Raw genomic sequence first — 17,983 nt, forward strand, 5'->3', positions numbered from 1 at the left:
TTATTTAACTAGGATTTGAAAGTACTTTTATAGGTTGAATTATTATACTTATATCTCACTCTGTTCAGCAGTACATATGATGTTCTTTGTCGCTTAAGGATTCATCAGGACTAGAACAAAAGGCCACCGTTTATAGAATAAACTTCAAATTATCAATCTTTGAGCCTTCACCCCCACTCAAGCGTAGCGCTCTCACTCTCACTACAACTGCCCTTGCAAGCAAGGGGCAGTATCGCTGCAATGCACTAAGCAGTAAAAAAAATAACAGGTGCCGTTGTAATATGGAAAATGAATGCCTATCATGCGGTTTTGATAAAGAATACCCAGAACATCCCATATGCAGATATTGCTACTATCGAGGTACTGTAGGAGCTGCGAAATTCTTATTATTTCAAACTATGAGGGATAATGGAAATAAATACTTGACCGTCGATGAACTTACTGAGCTTGTAAATCAAAACCCCTACAAAAAACATAAGGTAACAAGAAGTGCCGTATATAAGATACTTCATCGTTATTCCCGCTATTATGAAGAAGCCAAGAGAAGAAGGCGAGGATATCTTGTACTAAAAAAGGAGATTCCACGAAAGAAAGGCCAGAGGGGAAGACCGCAGATTAAATATAAGTTGAGTTCTCGTCTATCAAAAAGGGTTGATTATTATGCTATGCGATGGAAAATGGGTTTTCCGATCAACAAGCGTGTTAACAAAGGGAAAAATTTCAGGATGACTCAGGAATATTCTAGGAGGGCAAGAGGGATTGACGTTAAGTTGAAAAAAAGAGAATATGAGCTCTATACATATCTTCTGGTCTAGACCATCACGTTCATGAAGGAATTTAATCGTCTTTTGGTATTTCCTAAACCATGATCTATTTTTAGATTTTGCAATTCGTCTAATGTTTGAAGGTTTGTATTCAAACAATGAACTTTTGCTTAAGTGTAAGGAATTTATAGATTTTAGAGAAGGAATATTTTCTAAAAGTTCTAATGGCGAAGTTGATCACGTTAACTCGTCGAGCCGTTAAGTAATTAACTTGATATCTCTGCCCTTCATATAGATCACAGCCAACTTACTTTTTTTAATTACAAGATTCTTACTTACCTTTTCGGTTTCAATGAATCCTGCGTTACTTAACTTCTTAATATGATGGCTGAGACGTGATCTTTCGTTGCCAAAATCAGTTGTTCCTTTTTCAAGTTCCGGCTTTAATCTGGAGATAAGATCATCAACAGATTCAACTCCATCTTCCAGCTTCTCAAGTATGCTCATCTGTTCTTTGGCAAGGTCTTTGATAGGGAAAAGTGGGATGTCAATAATGCCTTTTAGATGATATTTCTCTTTATCTGTGTATTCAGGAATATCACTATAGATCGGAACATTGCTTACAAGTGAAACAATATATGCTGATATGCCAATGTTCCTCAGGCCGCCTGATACATTTATCTTAACTGTGCTTCCTGCTTTTACCTCAGTTTCAATAATATCCAGCATCTCAAGAGATGATTCTAAAATGTTCTCTCTTTCTATTATTCTGTTCTCTACTTCAAAACCTTTGAAAGCTTTCTTGATGCTTTTTACTGCGGATTGTACCATTTCCTGTTCTTCGTCACCTTTGTGTGTCAGGATAATGATCTTATGAACTGGGAACTGTTTGATACTTTCTATCAGTTTGTCAGGGGAGAAACCAACCGGTACCAGATGCGTGAACATCTTTGCTTTTTCCATGATTGAACATTATATTTAATTCAATATATGTGTTTTTATTAATTTGACATTATTTACTTAAACAATAATTTTAAGTATAACCATGTAATATCATTATATGTTTGTATGTAGATCTAACTTTTAGGTGGGATTTTGTGGAAAAAACATTATTTTGTGAGCTTAACAATAAAGTATCATCTTTGTTTGAATCTGAAGCAGCTGTTGTTCACGTGGATTATTCCTCAGTCATTATTGTAGGCGATCTTCATGGCAATCTTGAAGCATTGGATTTCATATTAGAGAAAGGAGAGGAACTTGATTGTAGCAATTATATCTTTCTTGGAGATTATGTTGATAGAGGTGATCATTCTATAGAGGTGCTCTGTCGACTTTTCAAATTAAAACTTGAGGATCCGGATGGTGTCATCCTGCTTCGTGGTAATCATGAAACTGCAGGAACAAATGCTAACTATGGACTTTATGATGAACTGGATAAAAACGATGAGTTATTTTCTCTTGTCAACAGGACATTTGAAAAGATGCCTATTGCTGCAGTTTTAAACATAAAATCGCTGTTAAGGACCTCTCATGTATTTTGTGTCCATGGAGGTATAGGAGAGCCAGTAACTCTTGATCAAATTAAAAAAGAAGATCATCATCCTTACCTGTGGAACGATCCACAGGAAGAAAAGGGGCTGGAAGACTCTCCACAGAGGTGTGGGACACAGGTATTTGGCCCGGATATCTGTAAGAAATTCCGAACATTGAATGATATTGACATAATAATAAGGGCTCACTCGGAATTAAAGGACGGTTACAAGTGGTGGTTTGATGGAAGGTTATTATCCCTATTCTCAACACCTGACTACAGTGGATTAGACGATGATGGAGCATTTGTATTCATAGAGCATGATGAATGGAAAATGCTGCAGGACAAACTAAATACATTTGTTTTTGGCAGATCACAAAGGTCAAAAGATGATTCATATTCTTTGTTGAATATTACAAGCCATAATTCTGAAAGATTTGAATTCTATGATTCTGAAACTGCTAGTACTATAACAATACTATTCCGTTTTTTTAAAGAAAATAATATTCTGGTTATTAGTTATAATCACGGAGAAGAAAGTCCATTATGGGAGGGAGTAGTAATTGCAGATGAATATACCTTCACTGAACCAAATGCTATTGATAAAGTGATTCTTGAATGCAGATCTATCGAAACATTGGATGATCTATATCCTTTGCTTGCCAAGCATTCTCTTGAATGGAAAAGGCTTTTGGATTTTGATGAGAATGATCTGTAGCTTTTACGAGTTATGAATTAGATTTTAAAAAGAGATTCTAAATCACTTTTTATGGCTCAATTGCTATATGTTCCTGATCTTTCAAATACTTCCCACAAACAAATAATGGGTAATTATTTCCATTCGTAATAATATCTATCATTTAGAAAAGAAGGAATGATGGCATGAGAGAATTCACAGTGGTCATTGAACAGGATGAGGATGGGATATATGTGGCTTCTGTACCAGAGCTTAATGGATGCCATACTTAGGCGGAAACACTGGATGGACTTAACCAGCGTATCAAAGAAGCCATCGAGCTTTATCTTGAAGTTACATCCGACAAAGAACTAGATCACCTTGATCTTGTAGGCATACAGAAGATCCGGGTTGATGCATGAGCAAAATACTACTAATTTCTGCAATAAGTGATATATTATCCAAAGTAGACTGATCACCACAATTTCTAAAAATAAAAAATATGTGACCTTACAGGAGATCCTCCAGTTCCCATACAAGAAATCCTTCATCTTCAATCAACTTCCTGTCCTCTATCTTTCTTGCAACGATCCCTACATTGAAATTCATGCCAGATACATCGGGAATCAGTTCTATTTTCTCTGAAGTAGAGTTGAGGATGCGTCTTGCTTCATCCCTGGTAAGCTCCTTATTCTTTATCTCAATTGCCATAACCTCACTTTTTTCACGGTTTATTGCCAGTATATCTATTTCATCTCCTTTCCTGTTCCACCAGCTTCCAATTTCAGGATATTCGGAAATTAGCCTGCTACTTATCAGCTCTCGGATCATATCCTCAAATAATTTCCCGGTGTAGCTCTGCCACTGCTGTAGAACATTTTCCATTATAGGGTCATATTTACCACCCATGTACTGGCTCAATGCAGAATATATGAAACGGCCATAGAACCTGAAAAAATTATCCTTGAGGAAATATCTCCCTCTCTTACTCTTTTTTGGGCTGTCTGTAACGGGTATCCTATACTCAACTATCCCGAGCAGGTCCGCAAGGTCATAGAAATAATGTGAAAGAGAGTTTGAAGATACGTGTGTCATCTCCGATATTTCGCTTTTGGAACATTTACCTTGAGATATAGCAGATATTATCTCATAATAGGTAGAGTGTTCCTTGCCGAATTCTTCGATAAGGATATCCCTAACCTCATCTTTGAGCGGTGCAAATTCGTTGAACACGAGCTTTTCGAGTGCATCAAGGAACCCGGTACACTGATATTTTTCAAAAAGGCGGTAATAGTAGATCGTTCCTCCAAAAAGGAAATACAGGTCCAGTTTTTCCTGCATATCCGTGATCCCTATTTCATCAAGCATTGCAAAGGTCTCGCGAACCGTGAAAGGTCGCAGGGTCAGTATGTTGTCCGCCCGCTTGAAGAGCGGCGCCTGCTCCTCGATGAATATCTTTCTTATCATACCGATGGAAGAACCTGATACAATGAGAAAGACCCTGCAATTATCTGCCTTCATATCCCAGTATCGCTGGAGTTGGGTAATAAAGGAAGGATATATCTTAAGGAATCTCTGGAATTCGTCGATGGCTATCACAATATCCTTGTCGTAGGATGTGATGAACTTGAGGAAATTCTCAGGCTCCTTAACATTAACATAATCCGGCAGTTCAAGCTCTTCCCTGAGCATCCTGTCGAACTCATCCATGAGTATATCAATGCTCTTGTTACTGTCAACAAAGAGGTAGAGTGCTTTCCTGTCCCTGCTGAACTGTTTTATTAGCTCGGTCTTCCCGACTCTTCTTTTGCCGGTAATCACGAGGAAAGATGGCTTACTCTTGTCGAGGAGTTTCATTAAGGCAAGTTCCTTCTCACGGTTGTAGAATTGCACAATGGTTATTTTTGTAATCATTATATTTATAATCATTGTTTATGGTGACAATGCGAAAGTAATCCAGAATCCATAGCTAAAATAATAAGATAAGATAAAATGCAACTAGATCCAATTTACACCATTCAGTTTTTTGTGTATTTCCCATAGCCATAAATGGCAATTCCCAATAATTCAAAAATACCACCAATAGTCGTAAAATTGCAGCCTCCTTCTTTTGAACAAGCTATCATGTTTTCGTTGAACCATTTCCTTTCAAATCGACCTTCATTTATTAGTTGCTGATAAGCCTGCTCAAATTCGGTTATTGTAACACCTTTTTCGTAAGGTTTACTCGGATTAGTATGACTTGGAATGTAGTAAATTAAAGCTGTTTCACCTCTTCGAATACCCCATCCCTTAACTTTAAACGGTTGCTTTGCATTTGGTTTCGGAATTGTTAAACCTTCTTCAATTTCATTACTTATCCTCTCAGCTATCATAAAATTCACCTTTCAGTTGAAGTGATTTTTGAAAGAAACAATATAAATCTTCCGAAAAGAAGTTGATACTAATATTAAATCAAAAACAGAAAAAAAATCGTATGCCAACCGGCATACAATTTAAAATTTACTTCTCAATAACCTTCTTATACATCCTTGCCTGGAACCCATGATACTTGGCAAAACCCTCAGCATCTTTCTGGTCAATGGTTGCACTATCAAAGGACACAAGGTCTTCTGAATAAAGTGCATACGGGGATGTACGTGCAAGTATGATGACACTGCCCTTATGCAGTTTCACGGTAACGGTACCGCTGACACGCTGCTGGGTCTTATCAACAAATGCATTCAGGTCGTGGTAGAGTGGTTCGTCAACAAGGCCATAGTAGGCAAGTTCAGACCACTGTTCATCCACAGTTTTCTTGAATTTAAGCTCTGCTCTTGTGAGCACAAGCTTCTCAATGTCTTTGTGGGCTGTAAGGAGAACTGTAGCTGCTGGGTGCTCGTAATTCTCACGTGCTTTAAGTCCCAGAACACGGTCCTCTATCATATCGGTCCTGCCGATACCGTGGGAACCTGCGAGCTCGTTCAGCTTGATGATAAGCTCAACACCGTCCATCTTCTCACCGTCAAGTGAAACAGGGACACCGTTCTCAAAACCAATTACAAGGGTCTGGCCATCAGGAGCTGCTTCAGGGGAAACGGTCCACTGGTAGATCTCCTCAGGAGGAATGAATCCCGGGTCTTCCAGTTTGCCACCTTCGATACTGCGGCTCCAGATGTTCTCATCCACACTCCATGGCTTTGCGGCTGTGACGGTCACAGGTATGCCATGCTTCTGTGCATACTCGATCTCCCAGTCACGTGTGAGGTTCATGTCCCTCATGGGTGCGATAACATCCATGTCGGTCAGGCGGAAAACTGCCTCAAAACGAAGCTGGTCATTACCCTTGCCGGTACAACCGTGTGCAAGTGCAACAGCGCCTTCCTGCTCTGCTATCTCAACGACCTTCTTAGCGATAAGAGGACGTGCGATGGATGTGCCCATGACGTATCCTTCATAATCGCCATTGGCCTTGATAAGTGGGAATATATAATCATTGACAAATTCCTCACGCACATCGAGCGTGAAGTGCTTGTTGCTGATCTTCTGTGCTTTCTCTTCAGCCTGTTTAACATCTTCCTGTGGCTGTCCAACGTCTACCGCTACTGTGATAACTTCATCGTAGCCGTATTCTTCTTTTAGCAGCGGGATGCACACGGAAGTGTCAAGCCCGCCTGAATAAGCAAGTACTACTTTCTTTGTCATAATATCTGATCCTGATAGGAGATCTATGCGATCTCCTTGTGATATTCATTTATTGATTTAACGTCTCCCTCGCCCTGCTTCATGGAAACGATGGCATGGGATGCTGCAACTGCTGCCTGGATCGTGGTGATGTAAGGTACCTTGAAATCCACTGCTGCACGGCGTATTCTTGAGCTGTCCTCACGGGATAGCTTGTCATTAGGGGTGTTAATGACCAGTGCAACCTCATACCTGCGCATCATATCGATGACATTGGGGCTGCCGTCATGGACCTTCTTAACAATTCCCATCTCTACACCATGTTCAGAAAGGAAATCTGCCGTACCTTTTGTACCAAGTAATTCGATTCCTGCGCTCACAAGCTCGCTTGCGACATCTATCAGCTCTTCCCTGTCCTCATCCTTCACGGACACAAAGACCTTTCCGGTAAGCGGAAGCAGATTATCAGCACTGAGCTGCGCTTTGAAGAATGCTCTTCCATAATCTGAGTCAATACCCATGACCTCTCCGGTACTCTTCATCTCCGGGCTAAGTACGGGGTCTGCTCCTGGAAGCTTGTCAAAGGGCAGAAGCACTTCTTTCACTGAGACATGGTTGACCTTCGGTTCGTTGCTTGTTGAATAACCCAGCTCTTCCAGACTCTGTCCCATTATCACACGGGCAGCTATTTTTGCAAGAGGCAGGCCAACTGCCTTGGATACGAATGGTATGGTCCTGCTTGAACGTGGGTTTGCTTCAAGGACATAGATCTTGTCACCTTTCTTTGCCATCTGGATGTTCACAAGGCCGATCACATTGAGTGCAAGAGCGATCTTGCGGGTATAATCACGTACTGTTTCGAGAACCTCTTCTGAAAGTGATTGTGGCGGGATGACACATGCAGAGTCACCGGAGTGAACGCCTGCTTCTTCGATGTGCTCCATGATAGCACCGATAAGTACGTCTTTACCGTCACACACAGCATCCACATCGATCTCAACTGCGCCCTCAAGGAAGTCGTCAATAAGTATCGGATGTTCGGGGGATACCTTCACAGCCTCACGCATGTAGCGTTCAAGGTCACTCTGCTCGTAGACTATCTCCATTGCACGACCACCGAGTACATAGGAAGGACGTACAAGTACCGGATAACCTATTCTTGTGGCTATCTCGATTGCCTGGTCCTGCGAGGTTGCATAACCTGCTTCCGGCTGGTTGATGTCAAGCTTGCTCATCCTGAGGTTGAACTTCTCACGGTCCTCTGCCATGTCAATATCTTCAGGCGATGTGCCGAGAATGACGGTCTTCAGGTCACTGCGCCTCTTGAGTTCCTTCTCAAGTGGAAGTGCGAGGTTCACCGATGTCTGTCCTCCGAACTGTACAAGTACTGCATCCGGATTCTCCTTATCTATGACATTCATCACATCTTCAAGTGTGAGAGGTTCGAAAAAGAGCTTATCGGAAGTGTCGTAGTCAGTGGAAACAGTTTCCGGGTTGTTGTTGATGATATGGGCCTCGATCCCTGCCTCACGGATAGCTGCAACCGCATGCACCGTGCAGTAATCGAACTCGATACCCTGTCCTATGCGTATAGGACCTGAACCAAGTATCAGTATCTTCTTACGGTCTGATGGTTCCGCTTCACACATCTGCTCGTAACATGAGTAGTAATAAGGAGTCTCTGCTGCAAATTCCGCTGAACATGTATCTACCATCTTGTAGGTGCACACGACACCTGCATTACGTCTTTGGTCATTGATGTCCTCGCGGGTCTGCCCTGCCAGTTCTGCAATGCGGGAATCCAGAAGTCCTATGCGTTTTGCATCAAGAAGAAGGTCATCGGACAGGTTTCCGGAAAGTCCTTCTTCTTTGATCATGTCTTCCATATCAATGATATTCTTAAGCTTCCTGATGAAGAAGATATCAATACCTGTCAGACTGGAAACATCCTCAATTGAAAAACCATTGCAAAGAGCATGATACATTACAAAGAGACGTTCGCTTGTCGGTGTCTGGAGCAGGGTTTTGATCTCGTTGTTGGACCATTCATCTGTTCCGAAGTCCATCTTAATATCAAGGGAGCGTATAGCCTTTAAAAGTGATTCCTCAATGGTACGACCGATGGACATTACCTCGCCGGTACTCTTCATAGCAGTGGTAAGTGTCTTGTCGGCATTGACAAATTTATCAAATGGCCATCTTGGTATCTTTGTAACGATGTAATCAATTGTAGGCTCAAATGATGCAGGGTTCTTTTTAGTCACATCATTGAGGATCTCATCCAGTGCCATACCGATAGCTATCTTTGCTGTCACCCTGGCAATCGGGTAACCCGTTGCCTTTGATGCAAGGGCTGATGAACGTGATACACGTGGGTTTACTTCCACAATACGGTAGTCGCCGTCCTTGGCAGCGAACTGGATGTTACAGCCACCTTCAATACCGAATGACCTGATGATCTTAATAGCAGCGGTCCTCAGCATCTGGTGCTCCTCATCATTGAGGGTCTGGGATGGTGTAACAACTATGGACTCACCTGTGTGTACTCCCATAGGGTCCAGGTTCTCCATGTTGCATATTACTATGCATGTGTCATTTGCATCACGCATGACCTCATACTCGAACTCCTTCCACCCGAGTACGCTTTCCTCGATAAGTACCTGACTGATACGGCTGCGACGAAGACCTCTTTCCGTGATCTCCAGGAGTTCTTCCCTGGAATGGGCGATACCGCCACCTGCACCACCAAGGGTGTATGCGGGACGAATTATCAGAGGAAGTCCCAGTTCGTCAATTACTGCTTCAGCTTCCTTGAGAGTGGATATTGCTTTGCTGCGGGGTACCTTTTCCCCGATCCTCTCCATTGTCTGTTTGAAGAGTTCACGATCCTCTGTGTTCTTTATGGCATCAAGGTTTGTTCCAAGAAGCTTGACGTTGTACTTCTCAAGTATGCCCTGCTCTGCAAGTTCACTTGTAAGGTTCAGACCGGTCTGTCCACCGAGACCTGCAATGATACCGTCTGGTCTTTCCTTTGCAATGATCTTCTCAACTGCTCTAACCTCAATGGGTTCTATGTATACCGCATCTGCCATTTCGGGATCTGTCATAATAGTTGCCGGGTTTGAGTTAACAAGCACTACCTGCAGGCCTTCTTCCTTAAGTGACCTGCATGCCTGACTTCCCGAGAAGTCGAACTCTGCTCCCTGTCCTATCATGATAGGTCCTGAACCTATCAGGAGTACTTTTTTAATGTCTTCGCGTTTTGGCATTATTTCTTTCCTCCTGCAAGTTTGAGGACCTTGTCAAAGAATAACTTTTCAGAATCCATTGGACCTGGATGTGCATCCGGATGATACTGTACACTGAATATATCCAGGTATTTGTGAGCAATACCTTCTACTGTCTTATCATTGGTATTGAACTGTGTGACCTCTACGTCCGCCTCTTCAAAGGAATCCCCATCCACTGCAAAACCATGGTTTTGGGAGGTGATGTGGACTGTTCCTGTTTCCAGGTCCTTTACTGGCTGGTTTGCACCCCTGTGGCCGAATTTCATTTTGTATGTCTGCGCTCCAAGCGCCAGGGAGATTATCTGGTGACCCAGGCATATGCCGACTATCGGTAATTCACCTGTAAAATGGTTGACCGCTGAGATGGCATCCTGTGCCTGCAATGGGTCTCCTGGACCGTTTGAGAAGAACAGGAGGTCCGGATCGTAGGACTCTATTGTTGAGATAGATGCGTTACCCGGTACAACGGTTACATCCATACCTCTTGCCATCAGACTCCTTTCAATGCTTAGCTTACGACCGCAGTCCACAAGAACCACATTGAGTGGGTTATTTGGATCCCTTGTCGGGCTTTCCAGTTTAAAGGGCTGCGGGCAAGTCACCTGTGATATAAAATCGATATCTGAAATGCTCTTTTGTGCACGGGCGATCCTGACTGCCTCCTCACCGTCATCACTTCCGTTGATGAGGGCTGCACGCATTGTTCCGTGTTCTCGTGTCTTTATAGTTAGCATACGTGTGTCCACGCCTGCAATGCCGGGTTTGCCTTCGTCCTCCATAAGCTCGAAAATGGTCTTTTTTGACATGTGGTGAGATGGCTCGGGACAAGCCTCCCTCACTACAAGACCTTCAGCTTTTACACCATTGGATTCAAAACAGTTGTCACTGACACCGTAATTACCAATGAGAGGATAAGTGAACATAAGTATCTGGCCTTTGTATGAAGGATCTGTTAGTGCTTCTTCATAGCCAGTATATTGAGTTGTGAAAACAAGTTCCCCGGAAACGATACCTTCGGCACCGAAACCAGTGCCTTTTATAATAGTCCCATCTTCTAATCCTATTACTGCATTCATCTTACGAACCTGCGAATACATGCGATGAATAGGCTATAAGCATTGCGATGGACTTCTCTATTTTTTTTGCAGGAACTTATGTAAAAAAGAATGATTATGAGATCTTTCGCATAAAAGATCCCACGATGAACACAACAAATACGAAGGAAAACAAAAGTACTATACCTATGAACTCCCGGGGTTCCTTTATCGCATACTCGCGTAGTTTTATGAGTTGGGTATTGTTGATCTGATTTTCTTCAATGTCCACAGTTTTTTCCGTGAGCTCAAATTCGATCTCCTCGTCTCCAAGTGTCATGACCCATATATTGTATTCCCCGTCCCTGTTGGATACGTAGGCAATTTTCCTGCCATCCGGACTCCATGCAGGTGCTTTTTCAGAAGAGAGGTCACTGGTCAGTTTAACCTGTGAGCTGCCAGTGGGGTTCATCAGCCACAGATCATAGTCTCCGCCGACATCAGAAGCATATGCTATGGTCTCGCCATCCGGGCTATATGCAGGTTCAACATTGTTGTATGTGTCCTGTATTAGTCCAATTGGTCTCACTGCATCGATGTCTATTATAAATATATCTCCGGAAGAAGAATAAACGATCGTGTTTCCTTCTGGATTCCATGAGGATGAAGTTTCATCTCCGTCTCCATCAGTAAGCCGGATATTATCTGTTCCATTGCTTGCCATGGTCCATATATCATAATTTCCTGAGGCGCGTGATGCATATGCCAGTCTGCTTCCATCAGGATTTACGGAAGGTTCTCTTGAATCGGCGCTTTCGGTCAGTTTCAGGCCATTGCTGCCGTCAGCATTCATCATGTGGATACTAATATAACGTGCAGAATAGGCTTTTTTACTTTCAGCTGCAAAATATATCTCTGTACCGTCATCATTGAATACCGGGTCCCCTTCCCAGGCCATTCCATCATATAGTTTCTTTTGCCCGGAACCATCACTGTTCATGACCCATATTGCCTGGTTAGCAGCATATACGATCATTTTCCCATCCGGACTCCATGAAGGGTGATCAGCATTTGTGATATTGGTTAGTTTCTCATCGTTTTCTATGACTACAGAAGCAGATACAGCTGATACAAATAAAATCAGAAAAGCAAGCAGAAAAAACCCTCTGCTCACTATTTTTCCAAACCGGATACTAAGATACAAGCACATCAAAAATATATTATATATTTATATATTTATTAATCTTTTGTTTTAACATCTCACTTAAAACCTTTCCGTCAACCTTTCCGCGCATTTCACCCATCACGACACCCATAAGTGGGCCAACAGCTCCAAGACCTTTTTCTTTAACGAAATCCTGACGTTGATCTATGATCTTATCTACCATGTTCTCGACCTCAGATATGTCAAGGTTTCCAAGTCCCATCTTTGCTGCCGCATCCTTTGCGCATAGTCCTGTATCACCTGCAATTGCACGGATCAGACCATCAATGGCTTCTTTTGCAACGCCACCTTCGGCAAGGAACCTGAACACATCGATGAAATGCCTGTCCTCAAGTTTATCAATTTCCACACCGTCACGTTTCAGTTCCTGCAGTGTTCCTGTAAGTGTTCTCACTACAAGGGTTGCATTGACATTATCGTTGTCACCAAGCATCTGCATTATCTCTTCAAAAAGAGGTAGATACGTAGAGTAAGCGATTTTCCCGGCAAGTTCTTTGTGAAGCCCGAAATCCGATTCAAAACGCTTTGCCCTTTCAGTTAGCAGTTCTGGTATTTCTATAGCATCAAAGTAATCACCGGAGATATTCACCTGTGGCACGTCAGTTTCGGGATACATCCTTGCAGCACCCGGGAGCGGCCTGAGGTAAGAGCTATTACCATCTGGAAGTGCCCTGCGTGTTTCTTCAGGAACGCCTTCAAGAGCTTCCTTTGCACGGATGATTACACTTTCCATCGCATCCCACGCACGTTTCTCACGGTCTGCAACCATTACAACAGCATCATTCTCAGCGGCAGCAAGCTCTGTGCGCAGTGCATGTACCTCTTCTTCGCTTATGCCATAACTTGGAAGTTCGTCTGTGTGGAATATACCACCTACGCCGGATGTCTTTGCACGGTCTGAGAACTCGGTACCAAGCCGTCTTCCTGGCTGAACTTCCCTGCCCACAAATCCGTCAAATCCATGCAGAAGAACGGCATATACCTTCCCTTTCTTGATGGTCTTTTTGATGACCTTGGACTTTGTTTCCCTGAAGAGATCCGTAACATCGAAAATAGTATCACATACGGATGCACCGCGCTCAAGCAGCTCATCCATCATTGCAAGAAGATTGGCCTGGCGCTCAACTTCCAGTTCAACCATGGTCTCTATCATATCAAGAGCCTGCACGCCTTTGAGTTCAACACGTGCACCTCTTGCGATAGATATGTTTACGTCCTGACGTATAGTTCCAAGTCCACGCTTAACCTTTCCGGTCGAACGTAACAACATTCCTATCTGCTGTGCGGTTTCCTTTGCATGTGACGGGGAAATGATGTCCGGGTCTGTGCCTATCTCGACCAGCGGGATTCCCAGACGATCAAGTGAGTATATTATAGAATCTCCCTTGTCCTCTATCTTCTGGCATGCCTCTTCCTCAAGGCATAATACACCGACACCAACAGGACCGACCGAAGTGTCAAGATGACCGTCCTTTGCAAGAAAAGCGGTTCTCTGGAATCCGGATGTGTTGGAACCATCGACAACTATCTTGCGCATCATGTGTATCTGGTCAACAGGTACCATGTTCAGGAGCTTTGTGATGCTAAGAGCGATGTCAAGGGATTCCTTGTTTAACTCAGTGGGAGGCTCGTCATCGTTTTCCACAAGGCAGGTGCTATCGTATGTCTTGTAAATGTACTTACGTTTGAGTTTAGACTGTTCCAGGGCAGCCCTGTCAGTTTCTCCCATCTCACTTGCTGTGGGTCGGAGATAACGAAAGAATTCGTGGTTGGATTCTTCAATGTTCCTTATTCGTGTAGGACACCTGCAGAAAAGTTTCTCTTTTGAATCAAGTTGTTGGTGAATCTCAAGACCGCATTTCAAACCCAGTTCAGCATAATTGAATTTATCACTCATGGAAAATCTCACCGATATAAATGAATAATTTGAATTGATCGTAATTAATTGATTGTAATTTAGTAAGCAATATGTGGATATCTACACAACAAAACGCACACGCATGTATATAGTTATTGTTTGGACTTATTGCTTGTATCTGTTCCTATCTTTTTGCGGAACTCTTCCTTCTGTTCTTCAGAAGGGCTATCCTCAAGCATCTTCCTTATTTTCACATTGTCAAGCAAGGGCTTTGCTTTCTCAATACGTTCTTTTGCGAGTTTGAGGAGTGAGCCATCAATCTGTGGCAGTTCCACTTCCACATGTTCCTTCTGTTCTTCCTTCTCCACAACAAGGGTCCTGGAAATGTCCGGATGCTCTCTCTTTCCGGTAACCATGGAATCCACTGCATTTCTCCACTGTTCTGCCCATGGTGATTCAGGGATCTCAGTGTGGTGAACCTTCGTACGAGTGACTTTCATCACATCCTTGGGGCATGCATTGACACAGGCACCACAGTAGGTGCAATAATCTTCCTTTATCGCGATCTTAGTCCCGTCCTCAGGTACATACCAGAGGTGGGAAGGGCACACATTAAAGCAACCATGACAGCCCTGCGGGTCACATTTATCGACATTTACTTCTATAAGCGCAAGTTCGCCCTCAAACTGCTTCTTAAGATCAACCGCTTCGTAGGGGCAGACAACCTGGCACCAGGTGCATCGGGTACATTTATCGTCATCTACAGTGACGATCCCTTCGATATCAGGAGCTTTGCCTCTTCTTTCTCCAGTGACCTTTATAGCATTCTCAGGACACAGATCCTGGCATAGCACGCAGTAGTCGCATTTATCCTCGTCCACCAGCAGCAGGTCAAAAGGTTGTGGGTCAGTGGGAGTAGTTTCTTTTTCTACAAGCAGAAATGCTTCACAGAATTCTGCACACAGGCCGCAGAAGTTGCACTTATCAGTATCTATCTCTATCTCGCCCTCAACATCTTCTTTGAAGGGTGCTATGTCCTCTTTTTTTAGGAAGGTGAACTCTACATCTATGGCATCCTCGGGGCATGCGGCCTTACAAAGCGCACATGGCAGGCATTTCTCGTTCATCCTTACATAGGAATCGTATGTCGGGAATTCATCATTATCTGGAAAATCGCCTTCTTCGGTCATCTTAAAGGCGTGAACTGGGCAGAAGTTGGCGCACATGGAGCAGAAAGTACACTTATCAAGTTCCATCATTACAGGAGGAGCATCCAGTCCGGTGGAGATCTCCTGCATGGGTCCTAGTTCCAGAGCTTGTGTGGGACAGAGGCCAACACAAATACCACAGCCCACACATCTCTTGTAATCGTAATCAAGGAATTTCACAGATTGGTTGCTTATCTGGCGATAGATGAAATGGGAACCGTCTATGTCCATGTCTTTCTCGACACAGAGCGAACTTTCCCTGCATTCTTCTGTCACTGTTCTGCCTCCGTGAGTTCAGAACCTATAGGTCCTATCTTTTCAAGATATTCAACAAATCCTTCAATTGATCTGGCGAATCTCTCCCCTTCGGAGGCTGATATCCATTCCACGTTAAGGCGTCCAGGGTCTATGCCTACATCTGCAAGCACTTCCTTCAGGGCTTCCATCCTTGACTTTGCGTTATAATTAGCGAAGGTGTAATGACATTCTCCAAGTCGGCATCCTGCAACTAGCACTCCGTCTGCACCGCTTTCAAGTGCTTCAAGAACAAATGAGGGGTCCACACGTCCGGCACACATGACGCGGATGACACGGATGTTAGTAGGGTATTGTATCCTTGATGTGCCGGCAAGGTCTGCACATGTGTAGCTACACCAGTTACACAGGAATGCGATTATTAGCGGGAATTCAGACTTGACTTCGGTGGCAGCGTGTATCTGGGCGGTTATTTGTTCATCAGTGCTGTTACGCATCCATATAGCATCAGCCGGACATGATGCACTGCATGCACCGCATCCCATACACGATAGTTCGTCAACCACTGCTTTTTTGTCAACGAAACTTATTTTATTGAATTTGCAGACATCCACACATATGCCACATCCAATACATTTATCTGGATTCACATGAGCGCAGAGCGGGTCCATTTCGATCTCGCCCTTTGCCAGGAGCTGCATTGCCTTGGCAGCAGCGGCACTTCCCTGTGCTATGGATACCTGTATTTCTTTGGGACCGGATGCACAACCTGCGATGTATACTCCCTTTACATGTGAGTCAACCGGCCTCATTTTGGGATGAGCTATGGAGAAGAAACGGTCACTGCGTCTTGTAAGGTTCAATACCCTGGATATCCTGTCAGCATCTTTGACATTTTCCATACCTGTTGCAAGGACAACAAGGTCTGAGGATTCCTCGTAAATTTTGCCACTAAGAGTATCTTCATAACGCAGGTTCATTTTTCCCAGTCCGTCCTGCAGGATCTCACCCACTTTACCGCGAACGAAATTGATGCCCATCTCCTGAGTGCGTGTATAATATTCCTCGTACATCTCACCGGATGCACGGATGTCTATGTAATGAATTGTAATGTCAATATCTGGATAGCGTTCCTTGAGAAGCTGTGCATTTTTCATGCTGGACATACAGCAAACCCTTGAACAGTAGGGGTTGCCTACTTTTTCGTCCCTTGAACCGACACACTGTATGAAAGCAACTTTCTTTGGTATTTCCAGTGTTGATGGGGAGAGCACTTTACCTTTTGTGGGACCGGCGGCATTGAGCAGGCGCTCAAGTTCCATGTTAGTAATGACGTCAGGGTAGATACCATAACCGTACTCCTGCTTTCGGGATGCATCGAAATGATTGTATCCTGTTGCAAGGATGATCGCACCCACGGTGAACTCAATAGTTTCTTCTTTCTGGTGGTAATCCACTGCATCGGCCGGACATGCCTGTTTGCAGAGTCCACAGCCCACGCAGAACTCATTGTCGATATAGACCACTTGCGGTACTGCCTGTGGGATTGGCATGTTGATGGCTTTTGTCTTTCCCAGTCCGCTGTCGAACCTGTTGGGTATTTCCACCGGGCAGACACGGCCACATTCGTCCACGCAGCCCTTGCATCTGTCCTCTATGACGTATCTGGGTTTTCTGGTTACAGTAACATTGAAATTACCAACCGGACCCATAACTCCGGTAACTTCTGCAAGTGTGATCAGGTTGATATTCGGGTGCTGGTGCACGTCTGTCATCTTGGGAGCCAGCACACAGATGGAGCAGTCGTTGGTTGGGAACACTTCGTTTAGCAGTGCCATTTTTCCACCGATGGTGGGTTCTTTCTCCACCATATGAACATGATAGCCGGAGTTAGCAAGGGTCAGTGCAGCTTCTATTCCTGCAACACCGCCTCCTATAACAAGTACATCTTTTGTTACAGGCACTTTTTTAAGCTGCAACGGGTCCAGTAGTTTGAGTCTGGCTATGCCCATTCGTATAAGGTCGAATGCCTTCTGGGTTGCCATTTGCGGGTCTTCCATATGCACCCAGGAGCATTGCTCACGGATGTTGACCATTTCCAGCATGAAGGGATTGAGACCCGCTTTTTCAAGCACTCTCTTGAATGTCTGCTCGTGCAGATGAGGGGAACAGGCAGCCACAAGTATATGGTTAAGATCAAGGTCTGTTATGTCTTGTACTATGGATTCCTGCCCCGAATCGGAACACATGAACTGTATGTCCTTGGCCACCTTAACGCCATCAAGCTCACTAACCTTGTCCCTGAGTGACTCTACGTTTATGGTGTGTGCGATATTCAGTCCGCAATGACAGATGTATACTCCGATTCGCATATTGTTGGCTCCTTTTTGCAGGAAAAAATGACTTTGGGGATGATATAGTTTTGGATGATTGATGAAAAACCATTTAATTATACTTTGCAGGGTTCATATCTGTCAAT

The 17,983-nt window shown here is 43.7% G+C and carries 12 protein-coding genes; 2 read left to right on the top strand and 10 right to left on the bottom strand.

Going from position 1 to position 17,983, the window contains the following annotated elements:
* The first annotated feature begins 281 nt into the window (after positions 1-281).
* Positions 282-815: a hypothetical protein gene (locus WN948_RS13800; protein WP_342304758.1), complete on the top strand. Its 534-nt coding sequence runs from the start codon at positions 282-284 to the stop codon at positions 813-815.
* A 207-nt stretch (positions 816-1,022) separates the two neighbouring features.
* Here the strand turns inward: WN948_RS13800 and WN948_RS13805 are convergent, their stop codons facing one another.
* Entirely contained in the window at positions 1,023-1,727 is a 705-nt protein-coding gene (locus WN948_RS13805) for a DUF6293 family protein (protein WP_342304759.1), read from the bottom strand.
* Positions 1,728-1,861: 134 nt separating this feature from the next.
* Here WN948_RS13805 and WN948_RS13810 point away from each other — a divergent pair, with 134 nt between their 5' ends.
* A complete protein-coding gene (locus WN948_RS13810; RefSeq protein WP_342304760.1) occupies positions 1,862-3,013 on the top strand; it encodes a metallophosphoesterase in 1,152 nt (383 codons plus the stop codon).
* A gap of 468 nt (positions 3,014-3,481) precedes the next feature.
* On the opposite strand, the gene WN948_RS13815 is transcribed toward WN948_RS13810, so the two are convergent.
* The 9 genes from WN948_RS13815 to hdrA2 all read right to left on the bottom strand — a co-directional run bounded on the left by WN948_RS13815 (position 3,482) and on the right by hdrA2 (position 17,876).
* The gene (locus WN948_RS13815; RefSeq protein ID WP_342304761.1) at positions 3,482-4,885 is read right to left on the bottom strand and encodes an ATP-binding protein; all 1,404 of its coding nucleotides are present in this window, start codon (positions 4,883-4,885) and stop codon (positions 3,482-3,484) included.
* A 104-nt stretch (positions 4,886-4,989) separates the two neighbouring features.
* Positions 4,990-5,346, bottom strand: coding sequence for a hypothetical protein (locus WN948_RS13820; protein ID WP_342304762.1), 357 nt, complete (start codon positions 5,344-5,346; stop codon positions 4,990-4,992).
* A 127-nt stretch (positions 5,347-5,473) separates the two neighbouring features.
* Positions 5,474-6,655 (bottom strand): argininosuccinate synthase, encoded by a 1,182-nt coding sequence (locus WN948_RS13825; RefSeq protein WP_342304763.1) that lies wholly within the window; start codon positions 6,653-6,655, stop codon positions 5,474-5,476.
* 23 nt (positions 6,656-6,678) lie between these two features.
* Positions 6,679-9,903, bottom strand: a complete 3,225-nt coding sequence (gene carB, locus WN948_RS13830; protein WP_342304764.1) for a carbamoyl-phosphate synthase large subunit — start codon at positions 9,901-9,903, stop codon at positions 6,679-6,681.
* Positions 9,903-11,000, bottom strand: a complete 1,098-nt coding sequence (gene carA, locus WN948_RS13835) for a glutamine-hydrolyzing carbamoyl-phosphate synthase small subunit (RefSeq protein ID WP_342304765.1) — start codon at positions 10,998-11,000, stop codon at positions 9,903-9,905. Before carA ends, carB begins: the two co-directional genes overlap by 1 nt.
* Positions 11,001-11,094: 94 nt before the next feature.
* Positions 11,095-12,132: a hypothetical protein gene (locus WN948_RS13840; protein WP_342304766.1), complete on the bottom strand. Its 1,038-nt coding sequence runs from the start codon at positions 12,130-12,132 to the stop codon at positions 11,095-11,097.
* Between the two features lie 46 nt (positions 12,133-12,178).
* Entirely contained in the window at positions 12,179-14,080 is a 1,902-nt protein-coding gene (gene gatE, locus WN948_RS13845; protein WP_342304767.1) for a Glu-tRNA(Gln) amidotransferase subunit GatE, read from the bottom strand.
* A gap of 113 nt (positions 14,081-14,193) precedes the next feature.
* On the bottom strand, positions 14,194-15,525 hold the full coding sequence (locus tag WN948_RS13850) for a 4Fe-4S binding protein (RefSeq protein ID WP_342304768.1): 1,332 nt from the start codon (positions 15,523-15,525) through the stop codon (positions 14,194-14,196).
* Positions 15,522-17,876, bottom strand: a complete 2,355-nt coding sequence (gene hdrA2 / locus WN948_RS13855; RefSeq protein ID WP_342304769.1) for a CoB-CoM heterodisulfide reductase HdrA2 — start codon at positions 17,874-17,876, stop codon at positions 15,522-15,524. The genes WN948_RS13850 and hdrA2 overlap by 4 nt, the downstream gene beginning before the upstream one ends.
* Positions 17,877-17,983: the final 107 nt, after the last annotated feature.

The sequence above is a fragment of the Methanolobus sp. ZRKC5 genome, assembly GCF_038446525.1.
Classification (GTDB): Archaea; Halobacteriota; Methanosarcinia; order Methanosarcinales; family Methanosarcinaceae; genus Methanolobus.